The sequence below is a fragment of the Segatella copri genome, from assembly GCF_019249655.2.
Classification (GTDB): Bacteria; Bacteroidota; Bacteroidia; order Bacteroidales; family Bacteroidaceae; genus Prevotella.
Genome location: NZ_CP137557.1, coordinates 3,208,742 through 3,227,533, shown reverse-complemented (window position 1 = coordinate 3,227,533; position 18,792 = coordinate 3,208,742). Strand labels below are relative to the sequence as shown.

The following is an 18,792-nucleotide window of genomic DNA, read 5'->3' as shown; positions in this document are numbered from 1 at the left end:
TAAGGTATAAGAACATGAAACTGAATAATATTGAATTGAGTTTTGATAATTTCGCCTCTGAAATGGCGAAGTTGAAGAACGAGAAGCATTTCGACTACCTTGTTACCATCATCGGTGAAGACTTCGGTGAGGAAGGTCTCGGATGTATCTATATTCTCGAGAATACTCAGACCAACGAGCGCTGCTCGGTAAAGACCATCGCCAAGAAGGTGGATGGCAGTGATGTGATTCCTACAGTTGTTAACCTTTGGAAGGTGGCTGACCTCCTGGAGCGTGAAGTCTTCGATTTCGTCGGCATCAAGTTCTTGGGTCACCCAGATATGCGCCGTCTTTTCCTCCGCACAGATTTCCAGGGCTATCCATTGCGCAAGGATTTCAATATGAGTCCTGAGGCAAACAAGTTCCCTTGCACTGATGAGCCAGAGGATGACTTCACCATGGAGTACTCCCTGAGCGAGGATGGCCACTTGGTTGCTACAGAGAAGCGTCGCTTCGACGAGGATGACTATGTTGTCAACATCGGTCCTAACCACCCATCTACCCATGGTGTGCTCCGTTTGCAGACCGTTATCGATGGTGAGACCGTGAAGCGCATCTATCCACACCTCGGTTATATTCACCGTGGTATCGAGAAGATGTGGGAGAGCATGACCTATCCACAGACATTGGCATTGACTGACCGTCTGAACTATCTTTCTGCGATGATGCACCGCCACGCTTTGGTAGGCGTTATCGAAGAGGCGATGGGTATTGAACTCTCAGACCGCATCCGCTACATCCGTACCATCATGGACGAGTTGCAGCGTATCGACTCTCACTTGCTCTATCTTGGCTGTACCGCACAGGACTTGGGTGCCTTGACCGCATTCCTCTACTGCATGCGCGACCGTGAGCACGTATTGAACGTCATGGAGGAGACCACTGGTGGCCGTCTGATCCAGAACTACTACCGTATCGGTGGCCTTCAGGCAGATATCGACCCTAACTTCGTTCAGAACGTGAAGACCCTCTGCAAGTATCTCCGTCCGATGATTCAGGAGTACCTCGACGTATTCGGCGACAACGTGATTACTCACAACCGTCTCGAAGGCGTAGGACCAATGAACCTTGAGGATTGTATCAACTATGCCGTAACCGGTCCTGCCGGCAGAGCATCAGGATGGAAGAACGATACCCGCAAGCGTCATCCATACGATATGTACGACAAGGTAGAGTGGAAGGAAATTACCCTTACCGGTTGTGATTCAATGGATCGTTACTATGTACACATCCAGGAGTTGTATCAGAGCTTGGACATCATCGAGCAGTTGATTGACAACATTCCAGAGGGTGAGTACTACATCAAGCAGAAGCCAATCATCAAGGTTCCAGAGGGACAGTGGTACTTCTCTGTAGAGGGTGCCAGCGGCGAGTTTGGTGTATATCTCGACTCAAAGGGTGACAAGAGTCCATACCGTATGAAGATGCGTCCGATGGGTCTCTCACTCACAGGAGCCTTGGATCCAATGCTTCGTGGACAGAAGATCGCCGACCTCATCACTACAGGTGCAGCAATCGATTTCGTAATCCCTGATATTGATAGATAATTATGTTTGATTTTAGTATAGTAACAACATTCATCGACAATCTGCTTCGCCAGACCTTGGGTCTGGGCGACTTCCTGTCGATTCTGATTGAGTGCGTGCTCGTGGGTATCTGTATTTTGACAGCATACGCCCTCATTGCTATCGTACTTATCTTCATGGAGCGTAAGGTGTGTGCCTACTTCCAGTGCCGTCTTGGCCCTATGCGTGTAGGTCCTTGGGGTATCTTCCAGGTATTCGCCGACGTGCTCAAGATGTTGATCAAGGAGATTTTCGCCGTGGATAGAGCCGACAAGCTGCTCTACTACATGGCACCATTCCTCGTGATCATTGCCTCTGTAGGTACTTTCTCATTCCTTCCATGGAACAAGGGAGCTCATATTCTTGATTTCAACGTAGGTGTATTCCTCATCACAGCCGTAAGTTCTATCGGCGTTTTGGGTGTGTTCCTCGCTGGTTGGGCATCTAACAACAAGTACTCTGTGGTTTCTGCCATGCGTGGTGCCGTACAGATGATTTCTTACGAGATGTCTCTCGGTCTCTGTCTGATTTCTGCAGTAATCCTCACCGGAACCATGCAGGTAAGCGGTATTGTAGAGGCTCAGACTGGTGCTTGGAACTGGTTGATTATCAAGGGTCATGTGCCAGCTATTCTGGCTTTCCTCGTATTCCTCGTAGCAGGTAATGCTGAGGCTAACCGTGGCCCTTTCGACTTGGCTGAGGCTGAGAGTGAGTTGACCGCAGGTTACCACACTGAGTATTCAGGTATGGGCTTCGGTTTCTACTACCTGGCTGAGTACCTCAACCTCTTCGTGATTTCTGGTATTGCTTCTACCGTATTCCTCGGTGGTTGGGCACCATTGAACATCGGTATCGAGGGCTTCGACAATCTGATGAACCTCATCCCAGGTTTCATCTGGTTCTTCGGTAAGACCTTTGCCGTGGTATGGCTCCTGATGTGGGTACGTTGGACATTCCCACGTCTGCGTATCGACCAGATTCTGAAGTTGGAGTGGAAGTATCTGATGCCATTGTCACTGGTCATCCTGATCTTGATGACAGTATGCGTAGCATTCGGATTCCACGGATAATCTTTAATACACAAAATTATAATAATAAGAAAGTATGTCTAACAATTCATATTTCGGCGGTATTGCAGCGGGTTTGAAGACCCTCGCTACTGGTATGAAGGTAACCATGAAGGAGTACTTCACACCAAAGAGCACAGAGCAGTATCCTGAGAACCGCAAGACTACACTCCACATCTCTCCACGTTTCCGTGGACGCCTGGTGTTCGTTCGTGATGAGAACGAGGCTTACAAGTGTGTGGGTTGTACATTGTGTGAGAAGTCATGCCCTAACGACACCATCAAGATCGTAACCGAGATGGTGGAGGACCCAGAGACAGGCAAGAAGAAGCGCAAGTTGGTGGATTACCAGTACGACTTGGGCGACTGCATGTTCTGCGAGCTCTGTGTCAACGCATGTAACTTCGGTGCAATCAAGTTTGTCAACGATTTCGAGAATGCAGTCTTCGACCGCAACAAGTTGGTGATGCACCTTGACAAGGAGGTTTATAAGGGCGGCAGCCTTCCAAACCTCATCGAGGGTGGTGCCCCATTGGAAATCGGTAAGTTTAACACCAAGACTAAGTAAGGAGGACTTTAGACAATGATAACAGCAAATTTATTCATGTTCGTCATCTTGGCAGTAGTCATCCTTGGCTCAGCCATCATGTGCGTAGCTACCAAGCGTATCATGCGTGCGGCAACCTTCCTGTTGTTCGTGCTCTTCGGTATTGCAGGTATGTTCTTCCTGCTCGACTATACCTATCTGGGTGCAGCTCAGATTTCCGTATATGCGGGCGGTATTACCATCCTCTACGTCTTCGCCATCCAGTTGGTATCTAAGCGTACCCTCCAGGGACTTCTGGAGCACATGAAGGGTAGCAAGGTATTGGGTCGCGCACTCGTCTGCCTCGTAGGTTTCGTAACCCTGGCAGTCATCGTGTTGAAGAATCACTTTATTGATATGGCTGCATCTGTAGCCGACACCGAGGTGCCAATGGACCAGGTAGGTTCTGCACTGGTAGGTGCTGACAAGTATGGCTATGTATTGCCATTCGAGTTTATCTCTGTATTCCTGTTGGCATGTATCATCGGTGGTATCTTAATCGCAAGAAAGGAGGATAAGAAATGATTCCAGTACAATATTTCTTCGTGCTCTCAGCACTCTTGTTCTTCATCGGAGTCTATGGCTTCTGTACACGCCGTAACCTCGTTGCCATGCTCATCTCCATCGAGCTTGTATTGAATGCAGCCGACCTGAACTTCGCTGTGTTCAACCGCATCCTCTTCCCAGGACAGTTGGAAGGTTTCTTCTTCACATTGTTCTCTATCGGAGTAGCAGCAGCCGAGACAGCCGTAGCGCTCGCTATTATTATCAACGTTTACCGCAACTATCACAGTGACCAGGTGAACAGTATTGAAAACATGAAATTCTAAAAGACAATGGAATACAATTATGCATTTTTGATACTTCTTCTGCCATTCCTGAGCTTCCTGGTTCTGGGACTTGTGGGTATGAAGATGAAAAGACCGGTAGCAGCACTCATCGGTACCGTATTGATGGGCTGTGTATTCGCGATGTCTGTCTATACAGCATACGAGTACTTCTTTGCAGTGGGTCGCGATGCCTCAACAGGTATGTACCCAACTGTTACCGTATTTAATTTCACATGGTTGAAGTTTACTGAGTTGCTCACCTTCAACATCGGTTTCCGCCTGAGCCCAATCTCCGTATTGATGCTCATCGTGATTACCACCGTCAGCTTCATGGTTCACATCTACAGTTTCGGCTATATGGCAGAGCGTGATGAGAACTACAAGGTTGAGGAATATGAGAAGGGTATGCAGCGTTTCTACGCTTACCTGAGCCTCTTCACCATGTCAATGTTGGGCTTGGTAGTAGCTACCAACATCTTCCAGATGTATCTTTTCTGGGAGTTGGTGGGTGTGTGCTCATACCTGCTCATCGGTTTCTACTATCCAAAGCATGCTGCAGTTCATGCCAGCAAGAAGGCGTTCATCGTTACCCGTTTCGCTGACCTCTTCTTCTTGATCGGTATCCTGTTCTACAGCTTCTACGTAGGAACCTTCAACTACGACTTGAATGCTCAGCCAGAGTTGAACTCTGCTTTGGCAGGTGCAGCTTGGGTAATGCCAACAGCGTTGTTCCTCATGTTCATCGGTGGTGCCGGTAAGAGTGCGATGTTCCCATTGCATATTTGGTTGCCAGATGCGATGGAGGGTCCAACACCTGTTTCTGCGTTGATCCACGCTGCTACCATGGTTGTAGCCGGTGTTTATCAGGTAGCCAGCCTCTTCCCAATCTGGGTACAGTATGCTCCTGAGGCTTTGCATTATGTAGCTTACATCGCAGCCTTCACTGCATTCTATGCAGCAGCAGTAGCTTGCTGCCAGCGTGATATCAAGCGTGGTCTGGCTTTCTCTACTATTTCTCAGATTGCCTACATGCTCGTAGCTCTCGGCGTTTGCTTCGCAGTAGATAACCACCACGGTGGTTTGGGTTACATGGCTGGTATCTTCCACTTGTTTACCCACGCTATGTTCAAGGCATTGCTCTTCCTCTGCTCTGGTGCCATCATCGTCATCATCGGCAGCAACTTCAAGGATTACATGGGCGGTTTGCACAAGTACATGCCTATTACCAACATCTGCTTCCTCATCGGTTGCTTGGCGATTGCAGGTATTCCTCCATTCGCAGGTTTCTGGTCAAAGGATGAGATTATCTCAGCATGCTTCCAGTTCTCTCCATTCATGGGCTGGTTCATGACAGTGGTAGCCGGTATGACCGCATTCTACATGTTCCGTCTCTACTACGTAATCTTCTGGGGACAGAGCTACTATGAGCTGGATCCAGAGAACCGTCGCAAGCCACAGGAGGTTCCTTTCGTGATGTGGGGTCCATTGGTATTCCTCGCCATCATCTCTTGCCTCTGCGGTTTGATTCCATTCGGTCACTTCGTATCTGCTACAGGTCAGAGCTACGATATCCATATCGACATGAGCGTGGCAACTACATCTGTGATTGTTGCAATCATCGGTATCGGTCTGGCTACTTACATGTATGCTCCTAAGAAGACTCCATTGGCAGATGCTTTGGCTAAGAAGATGCCTAAGTTGCACAAGGCAGCCTTGAATCGTTTCTATATCGACGATGCTTGGCAGTTCTTCACCCACAAGATTGTCTTCGGTTGCTTCTCAAAGCCAATCGCATGGTTCGACCGTCACGTTATCGATGGTACCTTCAACTTCATGGCTTGGGGTACACAGGAGGCAGGCGAGACCATCCGCCCATGGCAGAGTGGTGATGTTCGCAGCTATGCTATCTGGTTCCTCACCGGTACCGTGGCATTGACATTGTGCCTGCTCGCACTTCTTTAATGAAAGTCTCACAATTAAGTAAATAGAAAAGAAATGAATTTAAGTATATTCGTCATAGTACCACTCCTGATGTTGCTCGGCCTCTGGTTGGCACGCAACGACAAGCAGGTTCGTGGTGTGATGGTAGCCGGTGCCAGCGTACTGCTCGCACTCTCCATCTATTTGGTGTTTGCATTTCTCGAAGCTCGTGAGACAATGCCAGCCGACCAAGCTCCGATGCTCTTCACCTACTGTGTGCCTTGGTTTGAGCCATTGCACATTAACTATTCACTCGGTGTGGATGGTATTTCAGTGGTGATGATTCTCTTGACATCCATCATCGTGTTCACCGGAACATTTGCCTCTTGGCAGATGGAGCCAATGAAGAAGGAATACTTCCTCTGGTTCACCCTCTTGAGCATCGGTGTATATGGCTTCTTCATCTCTATCGACATGTTCACCATGTTCATGTTCTACGAGGTAGCGCTGATTCCAATGTACCTCCTCATCGGTGTATGGGGTAGTGGTGCAAAGGAGTATTCAGCCATGAAGTTGACTTTGATGTTGATGGGTGGTTCAGCCCTTTTGGTTATCGGTATCCTGGGAATCTACTTCTACAGTGGTGCTCAGACCTTCGAAATCCTCGATATCGCTCACCATACCAATGGTGCTCATGCGATTCCAGAGAGCGTGCAGAACGTGTTCTTCCCATTGCTCTTCATCGGTTTCGGTATTCTTGGTGCCCTGTTCCCATTCCACACATGGTCTCCTGATGGTCACGCAAGTGCGCCAACAGCCGTATCTATGTTGCACGCCGGTGTATTGATGAAGCTTGGTGGTTACGGTTGCTTCCGCATCGCCATGTTCCTCTTGCCAGCTGCTACTCACGGATTCTGGATCAAGGTGTTCCTCGTGCTGACTACCATCTCTATCGTATATGGTGCTTTGTCAGCTTGTGTACAGACCGACTTGAAGTACATCAACGCTTACTCATCAGTATCTCACTGTGGTATGGTGCTCTTCGCTCTCTGTATGATGACCGAGACAGCCGCTACTGGTGCAATCCTCCAGATGTTGTCTCACGGTTTGATGACCGCCCTCTTCTTCGCCGTTATCGGTATGATTTACCATCAGGCTGGTACACGTGACGTACGTTACCTGGGTGGTTTGATGAAGATTATCCCATTCCTCTCAGTAGGTTATGCAGTAGCTGGTTTGGCTAACCTCGGTTTGCCAGGTTTCTCAGGTTTCGTAGCCGAGATGACCATCTTCGTAGGTTCATTCCAGAATGCAGATACATTCCATCGTGTATGTACCATCATCGCATGTACCTCAATCGTAGTAACAGCGGTTTACATCTTGCGTTGTGTTGGTAAGATCCTTTATCAGAAGGTTCCTAATCCAAAGTTGGAGAAGCTTCACGATGCTACCTGGGACGAGCGTATCGCTGTAGCAGGTCTGATTGCCTGCGTTGCAGGTCTCGGTATGTTCCCACTCTGGGCAGAGGAGATTATCATGGACGCCGTAGGTCCTATCTTTAGTGTAATCATGTAATAAATATCAGAAGAAATGAATTACAGTCAATTTTTAAATATGATTCCAGAAGCTACCTTGATGATAGTTCTGTTGATCACTTTCATTGCTGACTTCTGCAGTTCCAAGAGCGCAGACCGTAAGTGGTTCAATCCTCTGGTATGTCTCTTGATGGTGGCTCACATCGCCTTCAACATCTTCCCTACAGAAGCCTCAGAGGCATTTGGCGGCATGTACACCACTGGTCCTGCTGCCGGTGTGTTGAAGACTATCCTGGCTCTGGGTACCCTCATCGTGATGGTACAGGCTAAGGAGTGGTTGAGCCGTAAGGACACAGCCTTCAAGGAGGGTGAGTTCTATATGTTGATTATCTCTACCTTGCTGGGTATGAACATGATGGTAAGTGCCAACCACTTCCTCCTGTTCTTCCTCGGTCTCGAAATGGCATCTGTGCCAATGGCCTGCTTGGTAGCCTTTGATAAGTACCGTCACAATTCTGCTGAGGCAGGTGCTAAGTTCGTTTTGACCGCTACTTTCTCTAGTGGTGTGATGATCTATGGTATTTCTCTGCTCTATGCAGCTTGCGGAACCTTGTACTTCAACGATATGGCTCATGTGATTTCAGCATCACCATTGACCATTGCCGGTATGGTATTCTTCTTCAGTGGTCTGGGCTTCAAGATTTCCTTGGTTCCATTCCACTTCTGGACAGCCGATTCATACCAGGGTGCACCAACTACTGTTACTGGTTATCTGTCAGTAGTTTCTAAGGGTGCTGCAGCGTTCACACTCTGCGCCATCCTGATGAAGGTGTTCCAGCCAATGGTAGAGTACTGGACCGTGTTGCTTTACATCGTGATTGTACTTTCTATCACTATCGCCAACCTGTTTGCCATCCGTCAGAGCGACCTGAAGCGTTTCATGGCATTCTCTTCTATCTCTCAGGCAGGTTACATTATGTTGGCTGTGGTAGGTAACTCAGCGATGAGCGTGAGCGCCCTGACCTACTATGTATTGATTTATGTAGTAGCCAACCTGAGCGTCTTCACCATCATCTCATCTATTGAGGAGCACAACAACGGTACTGTTCAGATGGACAGCTACAATGGTTTGTACAAGACCAACCCACGTCTGGCGTTCCTGATGACTTTGGCATTGTTCTCATTGGGTGGTATTCCTCCATTTGCCGGAATGTTCTCGAAGTTCTTCGTGTTCATGGCAGCGGTTGGAACTCACGACATCCACACCACATTGGGCGCCTGGGCTTACGGTGTAGTATTCATCGCATTGGTAAACACTGTTATCAGCTTGTACTACTACCTGCTCATCGTGAAGGCAATGTTCATCAAGCACAGCGATAATCCGCTTCCTACATTCCAGAGCGCATGCTCAACCAAGTTGGCGCTTGCTATCTGCACAGTAGGTATCGTAGCATTCGGTATTTGCTCATTCGTCTTCGACTGGATTTCAGTGGCAGTGAATGCGTAAAGATTCAATAAATTAGAAAAATCCCAGTAATCGTCAAAGATTGCTGGGATTTTTTTTTGTTTTATCTAAAATTTGCAGTAACTTTGCACCCGAGTAGGCATTGTGCCTCCTCTATAAATTATTAATTGTAAATTATAAATTATAAATTTAAAATGGATAAGTTACCAATGAATGATGTTCCGATGCTGGTAAGCGCCATCAACTTCCTGCTTCGTGACCACGAGTTTGATACACTCGATGAAATCTGTAATCACTTTAACGTGAACCGTGCGGCATTAGAGGCGAAAATGGCTACCCAAGGCTTTGAGTGGTCAGAGCAGCAGAATAAATTCTGGTAAAGAGCACCCTTTCAACTATAAAGAGTGCCCTATAAACTATAAACTATCAACTATTAGTAGTAAATTATAAATTATAAATTAATTATGAATCCTCCTCGACCCTTGTGGAAGTCTGTACAAGACTATGTAATGATTGCGATAGGAATGATTTCCTACGCCATTGGATGGAACGTATTCCTCTTGCCTACCAATGTGACGGCAAGCGGATTGCCAGGTATTTCCAGTATCATCTATTGGGCAACCGGTTGCCCTGTGCAAATCCCATATTTCATCGCCAACGCCACCTTATTAATATGTGCGTTCAAGATTTTGGGAGCTAAGTTCTGTGTCAAGACCGTTTATGCCGTTATCGTGGTAACCGCCTTGACCTCCTTCTTCTCCAGTCGTTTAGGCGATATTCATCTCTTGGAAAACCAACCTTTATGGGCTGCTTTCCTGGGTGCCGTTTTCTGCGGCTGCGGAATCGGACTCGGTTTCTCTGTTGGTGGAAGTACGGGTGGTACGGATATCATTGCCGCCATTGTCAACAAGTATCGCGACATTTCCTTAGGTAGAGTGATTATGATATGCGACATCTTCATCATCAGTTCCAGCTATCTGGTGGTTCACGATTGGGAGAAAGTGTTATATGGTTATGTGGTTCTTTGCGTTCAGGCATTCTGCATCGACCAGGTGGTGAACAGTCGCCGTAGAAGTGTACAGTTCTTCATCATTTCGCAGAAGTATGAGGAGATAGGCAAGCGCATCAACGTGGATGCTGATAGAGGAGTAACGGTGGTGAACGCCAGCGGTTTCTATTCCGGTCAGGATGTGAAGATGCTCTTCGTGCTTGCCAAGCAGCGCCAGGCTCCAGCCATTTTCCGCCTTATCAGCGAGATAGACCCGAATGCTTTTGTCAGTCAGAGTGCCGTGATCGGTGTTTATGGCGAAGGCTTTGATAAGATTAAGTACAAGGCTAAGAAGGAACATGGAGTATAGGCTTCATGGATAAAATAACTCCGTTTCAATTTCGTGTATGAATATTTGTAAAGTACACGGAATTGAAACGGAGTTTTTTTTTCTATCTTTTTTTCGCTTTATTTCTTCAGCATCTGTGCCAGAAACTTGCTGGTGTAGCCTACGCCGCTTTTCACCATGTCTTCCGGTGTTCCGGCAAAGAGGAGCTTTCCGCCACCTCGTCCGCCTTCCGGACCCATATCAATCAGCCAGTCGGCAAGTTTTATCACATCCAGGTTGTGCTCGATGATGATGACCGTGTTGCCTCTATCTACTAACTTCTGAAGCACATCCATCAGCATGCGGATGTCTTCGAAATGCAGTCCGGTGGTTGGCTCATCCAGGATATAGAGCGTCTGACCCGTATCTCGCTTCGAAAGCTCGGTGGCGAGTTTTACTCTTTGGCTCTCTCCGCCCGAAAGGGTAGTGGAACTCTGACCTAGTTTTATATATCCCAAGCCCACACTCTGCAAAGCCTTGATCTTGTTGAGAATCTGAGGCACGTTCTCGAAGAACTCCACAGCCTGGTTGATGGTCATATCCAGCACGTCGGCAATGCTCTTTCCCTTATATCTCACCTCCAGGGTTTCACGGTTGTAACGCTTGCCGTGGCAAACCTCGCAAGGCACATACACATTCGGCAGGAAATTCATTTCGATGGTCTTGTAGCCGTTGCCCTTGCATTCGTCGCATCTTCCACCCTTCACGTTAAAGGAGAAGCGAGCCGGCTTGTAGCCTCGAATCTTCGCCTCAGGGAGTCCTACGAAGAGGGTTCGGATATCGGCGAAGACTCCAGTGTAGGTGGCAGGATTGCTTCTCGGAGTTCTGCCTATCGGACTCTGGTCTACATTCACCACCTTGTCTATCAGGTCGATGCCCTCGATGCTGTCGTATGGCATCGGCTTCTTCAAGCTGCGATAGAAATGCTGCGAGAGAATCGGCTGCAGGGTCTCGTTGACCAGGGTTGATTTTCCCGAACCGCTCACACCCGTTACCACGATGAGCTTGCCCAATGGGAATTCCACATCCACATTCTTCAGGTTGTTACCCCTGGCACCGTGGATGGTGATGCTCTTGCCGTTGCCTTCGCGTCGTTTTTCCGGAACCTTTATCGCCATCTTGCCGTTCAGATACTGGGCGGTGATGGTGTCGGTCTTCAGCATTTCTGCCGGAGTTCCCTGGAAGACAACCTCGCCTCCCTTTCTGCCTGCCTTCGGACCGATGTCGATAATCCAGTCGGCGGCACGCATCATGTCTTCATCGTGTTCCACCACGATCACCGTGTTGCCCAGGTCGCGAAGTTCCTTGAGGCTTTTCAGAAGTCGCTCGTTGTCGCGCTGGTGCAAGCCGATGCTAGGCTCGTCGAGGATATAGAGTACATTGACCAGCTGACTGCCAATCTGAGTAGCGAGGCGGATGCGCTGACTCTCACCGCCCGAGAGCGAAGCCGACTGGCGGTTGAGCGAGAGATAAACCAATCCCACGTCGAGAAGGAAGTTGACACGGGTGTGCAGTTCCTTGATGATTTCGTGCGCCACCTTCGCCTTCATGGCAGGCAGATGCTCTTCCACCTGTTCGAGCCACGAGCGGAGTTCGGTGATGTCGAGGCTTGCCACCTCAGAGATGTTCTTGCCCCAGATGCGGAAGGCGAGCGACTCCTTCTTGAGTCGCAGACCGTGGCATTCCGGGCAGTCTACGGTAGAGACAAACTGGTCGGCCCATTTCTTTCCGGCGGAGCTCTCATCGTCTTCCATCACCTTCTGCAGGTAATCCACCACGCCATCGTAGGCGCAGAAATAATCCGAAGAAGTATCCACCTTCTCCTTGGCAATCTTCACGTTTTCCAGACAGCCATAGAGGATTTCCTGCATGGCATCTTCGGGAATCTCGCAGATAGGCGTCTTCAGTTTCAGGTCGTATTTCGCCAGCAGTGCCTCAATCTGCCAGAAAATCATCTGGTTCTTGTATTTTCCCAATGGCACGATACCGCCTTCGTAGATGCTGAGCTCATCATCCGGAATCACCTTCTTGAGGTCGATTTCGCCCACCTTTCCCAGTCCCTTGCAATGCGGACAGGCTCCTTCTGGGGAGTTGAAGGAAAACATGTTTGGCGCCGGGTCCTGATAGGCGATTCCGGTAACGGGGTCCATCAGTCGCTTGGAGAAGTTTTTGCCCTCTGTAGCGCCTTTTTCGATAACCATCACCATTCCGTCGCCCAGTTTCATCGCCGTAGCCACACTCTTGCGGATGCGTTCCTCGTCGTTTTCCTTCACCACGAGCTTGTCAACCACCGCCTCGATGTTGTGGTTCTTGTATCGGTCGATTTTCATACCTCTTTCTATCTCCCTGATTTCGCCGTCGATGCGCACGTAGAGGTAGCCCTTGCGGCGCAATCCCTCGAAGAGTTCACGATAGTGACCCTTGCGCATGCGCACGAGTGGGGCGAGGAGGAAGATGGCCTTGCCCTCGTATTCATCGAGGATAAGGTCGATGACCTGCTCTTCCGTATATTTCACCATCTCCTTGCCGCTCTGGTAGCTGTAGGCCGTTCCGGCACGTGCGAAGAGCAGGCGCAGGTAATCGTAAATCTCGGTGGTGGTGCCCACGGTGGAGCGCGGGTTCTTGTTGGTGGTCTTCTGCTCGATGCTGATCACAGGGCTCAAGCCTGTAATCTTGTCCACGTCAGGGCGCTCCATGTTGCCCAGAAAATTGCGGGCGTAAGCTGAAAAGGTTTCGATGTATCTGCGCTGACCTTCGGCGAAGATGGTGTCGAAAGCCAGCGAAGACTTGCCCGATCCAGAGAGACCGGTTATCACGGTGAGGGAGTCGCGCGGAATCTCTACATCAATGTTCTTGAGATTGTGAACTCGTGCGCCCCATACATTTATTTTTTCTTCTGAAATCATGCTCTTATCTTTCTTCTGAAATGAAACTTCATTGCTGAAATCAAATCATTGTCCTGAATTGTTTTGTGTTTCTGTGAATCCGCGCAGCAGATTTACATCTTTCTTGATGTTATACGTCTTGCCGTCGGCACCCTTTGCCTTGACGAGGCAGAAATAGACGCCATCCTTCACCGGCTTGCCCTTGTAGGTGCCGTCCCATCCTTCGGCAGGATGGGTCCACTCGAAGAGTTTCTGTCCCCATCGGTTGAAGATGTAGCCATGAAAGTCGGTGATGCTCTGGTAGCCGTCCTTCGCCTTGTAGATGTCGTTGATGCCGTCGCCGTTGGGGCTGAAGGCATTCGGCATGAGCAGCACGCTCTCTGAGATGGAGAGGGTGAAGGGACTCTCCTCGTTGGTTGTCTCTATCTCCAGTTCGCCTTGGGTAAACTTGGCGTAGAGCACCACGCGGATGCTTCCCGACTCGGTGAAGTCGAAGTCGGTGTTCTCCTCATACCTTATTATATATGGCTCCTGAGCCGCGTCTTTGTAGAACCTCCATTCGTAGTAGGCGTCCCATCCCGCATAGTCGGCAGGGTGCGCTTCAAAGGTGGCATGAACTGGTGCCGAACCGCTGTAGGATTCGTCGGTGGTGGTTTCGCCGTCAGGCCCCGTGAAGGCAGCGGTAGGCGTTGCCGATGGATAAACATCATCGGCATGAATGTGCCCAAAAACGAGCAACATGATGCAAAGTATCGTTATTTTTAGTCTCATTTTACAAATAATTTGTGCAAAGATAATAAAAAGCTTAGAGATTTTGGGCTAGATGCGAGATTTTTTGTATTTTTGCAGGTGAAAAGTTGAATTATTGCCGTGAAAGGCATGATTTCTGAAGATATTAACATTAAATTTGGAACGATTATGAGAAGAAGTATGAGATATTTCTTGATGATTGTGGGATTGACTTTGAGTATGGGTGTTTTCGCCCAGACCACCAAATGGCGTGACATTTATACGGTGAAGAAGAAGGATACGGTGTTTGGCATTGCCAACAAGTACGGACTGTCTTTGCCGGAACTGATGGAGGCGAATCCGGAGATGAAACAGGAGGGCTACGTCTTGCAGAAGGGTGCCACCCTGTTTATTCCTTATGAGAAGGATTTGAAGAAGAACCAGGAGAAAGCGGGGAATGCTGCCGGGGCTTCGGCTGCTGCCGCAACTGCGGGCACGGGGGCTTTAGCGCCTGCCAAGAGTGCTGCTGCGCCTGCCGTGGTGAGCAACGCCGTGAAGATTGGCGTGATGTTGCCTTTGCACGATGTGGATGGCGACGGAAAGAGAATGGTGGAGTATTACCGCGGACTGCTGATGGCTTGCGATGAGTTGAAGCAGAAGGGAATCTCTACCGATGTTCATGCCTGGAACGTGCCGATAGATGCGGATATCCGTACCACCCTGCTGCAGGAAGGTGCCGACAAGTGCGACATCATCTTCGGTCCGCTCTATACCAAGCAGGTGGCTCCGCTGACGGGCTTCTGCAAGACCTACGGCATCAAACTGGTGATTCCGTTCTCCATCAATGGGGATGACGTGGAGCGCAACAAGGAGATTTTCCAGGTTTACCAGAGTCAGGAGACGCTGAACGAATCCACCATCCAGGCTTTCCTGAAGCGATTCACCAATGTGCATCCTATCTTCGTAGATTGCAACGACTCTACATCGAGAAAGGGTGTCTTCACCTACGGACTCCGCAAGGAGCTGGAGAAGAGAAACATCAACTATAGCATCACCAACGTGAATTCCAGCATCGACCAGTTTGCCAAGGCTTTCCTGCCTAGCAAGCAGAATGTGGTTATCCTGAACACGGGCCGCTCACCACAGTTGACGGCGGTGCTCAACAAGCTGGATGAATTCGACAGCAAGTATCCGGGAGCAGCCATCTCGCTTTTCGGTTACACCGAATGGCTGATGTACGCCAAGTACAACTTGGAGCGATTCTATAAGTATGATACTTATATCCCTTCCACCTTCTATTATAATGCCAGCTCGGCAAAGACGCAGAGTTTGGAGAAGAATTATGCAGCCTGGTTCCATCAGCCGATGATGATAGCCCAGCCACGTTTCGCCATCACGGGCTACGACCACGGCATGTTCTTTATCCAGGGATTGAAGAAGCAGGGTGCCAGCTTCAACGGGGATGGCCAGCAGGTGAATTATCAGCCTGTTCAGACTCCTCTGCATTTCGTGAAGACCAGCAGGGGCGGATACAGAAACAAGAGCTTCCAGCTGATTCACTATACCTTCAATCATCAGATAGAGGCGATTAAGTACTAGTTTATAGTTTACAATTTATAGTTTACAATTTATAGTTTATAGTTTTGAGTTGATAATGAATAGATATTTTGGGCTGCTGGTTCTGTTGCTGGCTTTCGGAATCCCGGTTTCGGCACAGATAGGAGAACATCGCAACGACTTTAGCATCGGATTCAACGGCGGATACGTGATGAGTTCGGTGGGCTTCGAACCGGATGTGCAGCAGAAACAGCACGGGGGAATCACCGGAGGACTCTCGCTGAAATATACCTGCGAGAAATACTTCAAGACCATCTGCTCCATCTACGCCGAGGTGAACTACGCCCAGGTGGGATGGAAGGAAGATATCCTCGATATCGACAACCAGCCCGTGATTATCACGGATACGAAGCAGGCGATGGCCTACAGCCGCACCATCAACTATATCCAGGTGCCAGTGTTTGCCCATCTGGCATGGGGTAGAGAGGAGAGGGGATTGAACATCTTCGTGAATGCCGGTCCGCAATTCGGATTCTATCTGAGCGATTCGAAAGATACCAACTTCGACGTGAAGAACATGCCGAAGACGGATAACGACCGCGTAAGTCCCGTGGTGGCGCAGGATACCATGGCCATCAAGAACAAGTTGGATTACGGCATTGCCCTGGGCTTGGGTGCTGAATACAGCATCCCGAAGGTGGGACACTTCCTTGCCGAGGCGCGCTACTACTACGGATTGGGCAATATCTACGGTGCGTCGAAGCGTGATTACTTCGGAAAGAGTAACTACGGACAGATAGTATTGAAACTCTCTTATCTCTTCGATATTACAAGAACGAAGAACGTTAGGAGAAAGTAGTTTACAGTTAATAGTTTATAGTTAATAGTTTATAGTTAATAATTAATAGAAAATAGAAATTAGTGATAATCAAATTATCATTTATGTTTTGAAACGATGAGTACAACAGAAAAAATTCAGATGAAATTGAGCGACTCGAAGTCAGCTCGCTGGACCGCCCTCTTCATTGTGAGCGTCACGATGATGTTCGGTTACTTTTTTACAGATGTAATGTCTCCGCTGGAGCCACTCTTGACAGCAGCCAAGGGGGCAGAGAATGGCCTCGGACTCGGATGGAGTTCGGATGAATACGGCTTCTTCTCTGGAGCCTACGGATACTTTAATGTGTTCCTCCTGCTCCTCTTCTTTGGTGGACTCATTCTCGATAAGTTCGGCATCCGTTTTACGGGTATCCTCTCTACCGTCCTGATGTTTGGTGGAGCCTTGTTGAAGTGGTACGCAGTGGGGCATGAGTTTGCCGGATCAATGACAGTGCCATTCTTTGGTACTTATAGTACACAGGTAGTCATCGCTGCTCTTGGCTTCGCCATCTATGGCGTGGGCTGTGAGATATGCGGTATTACCGTGAGCAAGGTTATTGTGAAATGGTTTACGGGTCATGAGCTGGCTCTGGCAATGGGCGTGCAGGTGGCTACGGCTCGTTTGGGAACAGCCGCTGCCCTGGGTGCTTCTCTTCCTTTTGCCAAGGCAATGGGCGGCGTATCTGCTTCTATTGGCTTGGGTGCAGCCTTGCTTTGTGCCGGTGTGCTGGTCTATCTGGTTTATTGCGCAATGGATAAGAAGGAGGATGCTTCAGCAGCTGCTGCGGCTACTGAACCGGAAGAAGGATTCAAGTTCTCCGACCTGGGTGGACTTTTCAAGACAACAGGTTTCTGGTATGTAGCATTCCTTTGCCTGATGTTCTATGCAGGTGTATTCCCATTCCTGAAGTTTGCCACCAAGCTGATGATTTTCAAGTATGGTGTTGATGCTAATATGGCAGGTCTGATTCCTGCGATGTTGCCATTCGGTACCATCTTCCTCACTCCGCTCTTCGGCAGCGTATACGACAAGTATGGCAAGGGTGCCACGCTGATGATTATCGGCAGTTGCCTCCTTACTCTGGTACACGTAGTCTTTGCCCTGCCACTCAACTCATGGGTGCTTGCCATTGTGATGATGCTCATCCTGGGCATTGCCTTCGGATTGGTGCCTTCTGCCATGTGGCCATCCGTGCCAAAGATCATCCCAATGAAACTCTTAGGAACTGCATACGCACTTATCTTCTATATTCAGAATATCGGACTGGCTCTTATTCCGGTATGGATTGGTAAGGTGAACCAGGCAAACACGGGTGCTGATGGTGTAATCGACTATACTGAGACGATGACCATCTTTGCAGCCTTCGGCGTGATTGCCATCGTCATCTCCTTCCTTCTCCTCCTGGAAGACAAGCGCAAGGGCTATGGCCTGCAGCAGCCTAATGTGAAGAAATAAATGAAGTGAAGAGTGAAGAACGGAGAGTGAAGAATTCGTTTGCTTTTCGTTCTTCAGAATCTCTGAAAGTATAATTCTATAAAAGAAAGGAACAACCATGAACCCTACAGCTGAATCATTGATTAAGGACTATGCTGACCCTATAGAGCAGCAGGAGATAGACAAGTTTATCTGTTCGGAAATGGGCAGACAGATTCACCGATACATTAAAGGAATGTCGGGAACTAAACAAGCTATGCTCAAGTTTGAGGAAAGATTGGCAAGCCTCTCTGTTCCGGAGAAGGAGAAGGCGATTGCCAAGTATATCGATTTGAACCGAAAGGCATTGGACGGTTTGGACTTGAAGATGATTTTGGTTCGTTCGGTGGCAAACTATTGCGATACGTTCCAGTATATGCTGGACTTCGTGAACGACAAGCGCAAGATGGTGTTCTACTATCATCGCCTGAAGGAGAAGTACATCCGTTATCACGAGGTGTTCGAGGAGAACGGCAAGTTTGGCATGAAAGACCATCAGGGCAACGTGATGCTTCAGCCCGTGTATGATTTTCTCCGCACGTGCTACATCTACAATGATGACCTGAGCATCATGCCGGTAATAGCCGAGAAGAATGGCAAGATGGGATTGGTCATGCCAGACGGCAAGGACACCATCGTAGCCGATTTCCTCTATGATGAAATCTGTCTCAGAGATGAGTATCCTTATTTCGAGGCAGTGAGAGACGGAATAAGCGGCTTGATAGATAAGAATGGAAACTTTGTGAATAGTTAATAGTTAACAGTTTATAGTTAATAGAGAAAGGGCAATCAGATTGGGATGAACCAACTGATTGCCCTTTTTCCTTCGTTGCTATGAGCAACTTAGTTTTTATCTAATTTTCTCTCGTCTTCAAATCCGAATAA

At 48.7% G+C, this 18,792-nt stretch carries 16 protein-coding genes; 14 read left to right on the top strand and 2 right to left on the bottom strand.

The window, feature by feature from the left end:
- The first annotated feature begins 14 nt into the window (after positions 1-14).
- From KUA49_RS13310 to KUA49_RS13265, 10 genes are all read left to right on the top strand, one after another.
- On the top strand, positions 15-1,586 hold the full coding sequence (locus tag KUA49_RS13310) for an NADH-quinone oxidoreductase subunit C (protein ID WP_218411562.1): 1,572 nt from the start codon (positions 15-17) through the stop codon (positions 1,584-1,586).
- A 2-nt stretch (positions 1,587-1,588) separates the two neighbouring features.
- Entirely contained in the window at positions 1,589-2,674 is a 1,086-nt protein-coding gene (gene nuoH, locus KUA49_RS13305; protein WP_203039508.1) for an NADH-quinone oxidoreductase subunit NuoH, read from the top strand.
- Between the two features lie 34 nt (positions 2,675-2,708).
- Entirely contained in the window at positions 2,709-3,239 is a 531-nt protein-coding gene (locus KUA49_RS13300) for a NuoI/complex I 23 kDa subunit family protein (protein WP_203039505.1), read from the top strand.
- A 15-nt stretch (positions 3,240-3,254) separates the two neighbouring features.
- A complete protein-coding gene (locus KUA49_RS13295) occupies positions 3,255-3,782 on the top strand; it encodes an NADH-quinone oxidoreductase subunit J (RefSeq protein WP_218411563.1) in 528 nt (175 codons plus the stop codon).
- Positions 3,779-4,087, top strand: a complete 309-nt coding sequence (gene nuoK / locus KUA49_RS13290) for an NADH-quinone oxidoreductase subunit NuoK (RefSeq protein WP_006846356.1) — start codon at positions 3,779-3,781, stop codon at positions 4,085-4,087. Before KUA49_RS13295 ends, nuoK begins: the two co-directional genes overlap by 4 nt.
- Before the next feature lie 6 nt (positions 4,088-4,093).
- Positions 4,094-6,049, top strand: a complete 1,956-nt coding sequence (nuoL, locus tag KUA49_RS13285) for an NADH-quinone oxidoreductase subunit L (RefSeq protein ID WP_203039501.1) — start codon at positions 4,094-4,096, stop codon at positions 6,047-6,049.
- Positions 6,050-6,082: 33 nt separating this feature from the next.
- On the top strand, positions 6,083-7,582 hold the full coding sequence (locus KUA49_RS13280) for a complex I subunit 4 family protein (RefSeq protein WP_218411564.1): 1,500 nt from the start codon (positions 6,083-6,085) through the stop codon (positions 7,580-7,582).
- Positions 7,583-7,597: 15 nt separating this feature from the next.
- Positions 7,598-9,049: an NADH-quinone oxidoreductase subunit N gene (locus tag KUA49_RS13275; protein ID WP_218411565.1), complete on the top strand. Its 1,452-nt coding sequence runs from the start codon at positions 7,598-7,600 to the stop codon at positions 9,047-9,049.
- A gap of 152 nt (positions 9,050-9,201) precedes the next feature.
- Entirely contained in the window at positions 9,202-9,387 is a 186-nt protein-coding gene (locus KUA49_RS13270; protein WP_203039495.1) for a DUF4250 domain-containing protein, read from the top strand.
- A gap of 84 nt (positions 9,388-9,471) precedes the next feature.
- Positions 9,472-10,365: a YitT family protein gene (locus KUA49_RS13265; RefSeq protein WP_203039493.1), complete on the top strand. Its 894-nt coding sequence runs from the start codon at positions 9,472-9,474 to the stop codon at positions 10,363-10,365.
- Between the two features lie 98 nt (positions 10,366-10,463).
- Here KUA49_RS13265 and uvrA read toward each other — a convergent pair whose 3' ends face one another.
- Together uvrA and KUA49_RS13255 are read right to left on the bottom strand one after the other, a co-directional pair.
- Entirely contained in the window at positions 10,464-13,289 is a 2,826-nt protein-coding gene (gene uvrA / locus KUA49_RS13260; RefSeq protein WP_218411566.1) for an excinuclease ABC subunit UvrA, read from the bottom strand.
- A gap of 45 nt (positions 13,290-13,334) precedes the next feature.
- Entirely contained in the window at positions 13,335-14,039 is a 705-nt protein-coding gene (locus KUA49_RS13255) for a gliding motility-associated C-terminal domain-containing protein (RefSeq protein WP_218411567.1), read from the bottom strand.
- A gap of 147 nt (positions 14,040-14,186) precedes the next feature.
- Between KUA49_RS13255 and KUA49_RS13250 the strand changes: the two genes are divergently transcribed.
- The 4 genes from KUA49_RS13250 (at position 14,187) to KUA49_RS13235 (ending at position 18,661) form a co-directional block, all read left to right on the top strand.
- Positions 14,187-15,596 (top strand): LysM peptidoglycan-binding domain-containing protein, encoded by a 1,410-nt coding sequence (locus KUA49_RS13250; RefSeq protein ID WP_218411568.1) that lies wholly within the window; start codon positions 14,187-14,189, stop codon positions 15,594-15,596.
- 55 nt (positions 15,597-15,651) lie between these two features.
- The gene (locus KUA49_RS13245) at positions 15,652-16,413 is read left to right on the top strand and encodes a porin family protein (RefSeq protein WP_203039484.1); all 762 of its coding nucleotides are present in this window, start codon (positions 15,652-15,654) and stop codon (positions 16,411-16,413) included.
- Between the two features lie 96 nt (positions 16,414-16,509).
- A complete protein-coding gene (locus KUA49_RS13240; protein ID WP_218411569.1) occupies positions 16,510-17,889 on the top strand; it encodes an MFS transporter in 1,380 nt (459 codons plus the stop codon).
- 97 nt (positions 17,890-17,986) lie between these two features.
- Positions 17,987-18,661, top strand: coding sequence for a hypothetical protein (locus KUA49_RS13235; RefSeq protein ID WP_203039480.1), 675 nt, complete (start codon positions 17,987-17,989; stop codon positions 18,659-18,661).
- Positions 18,662-18,792 lie beyond the last annotated feature (131 nt).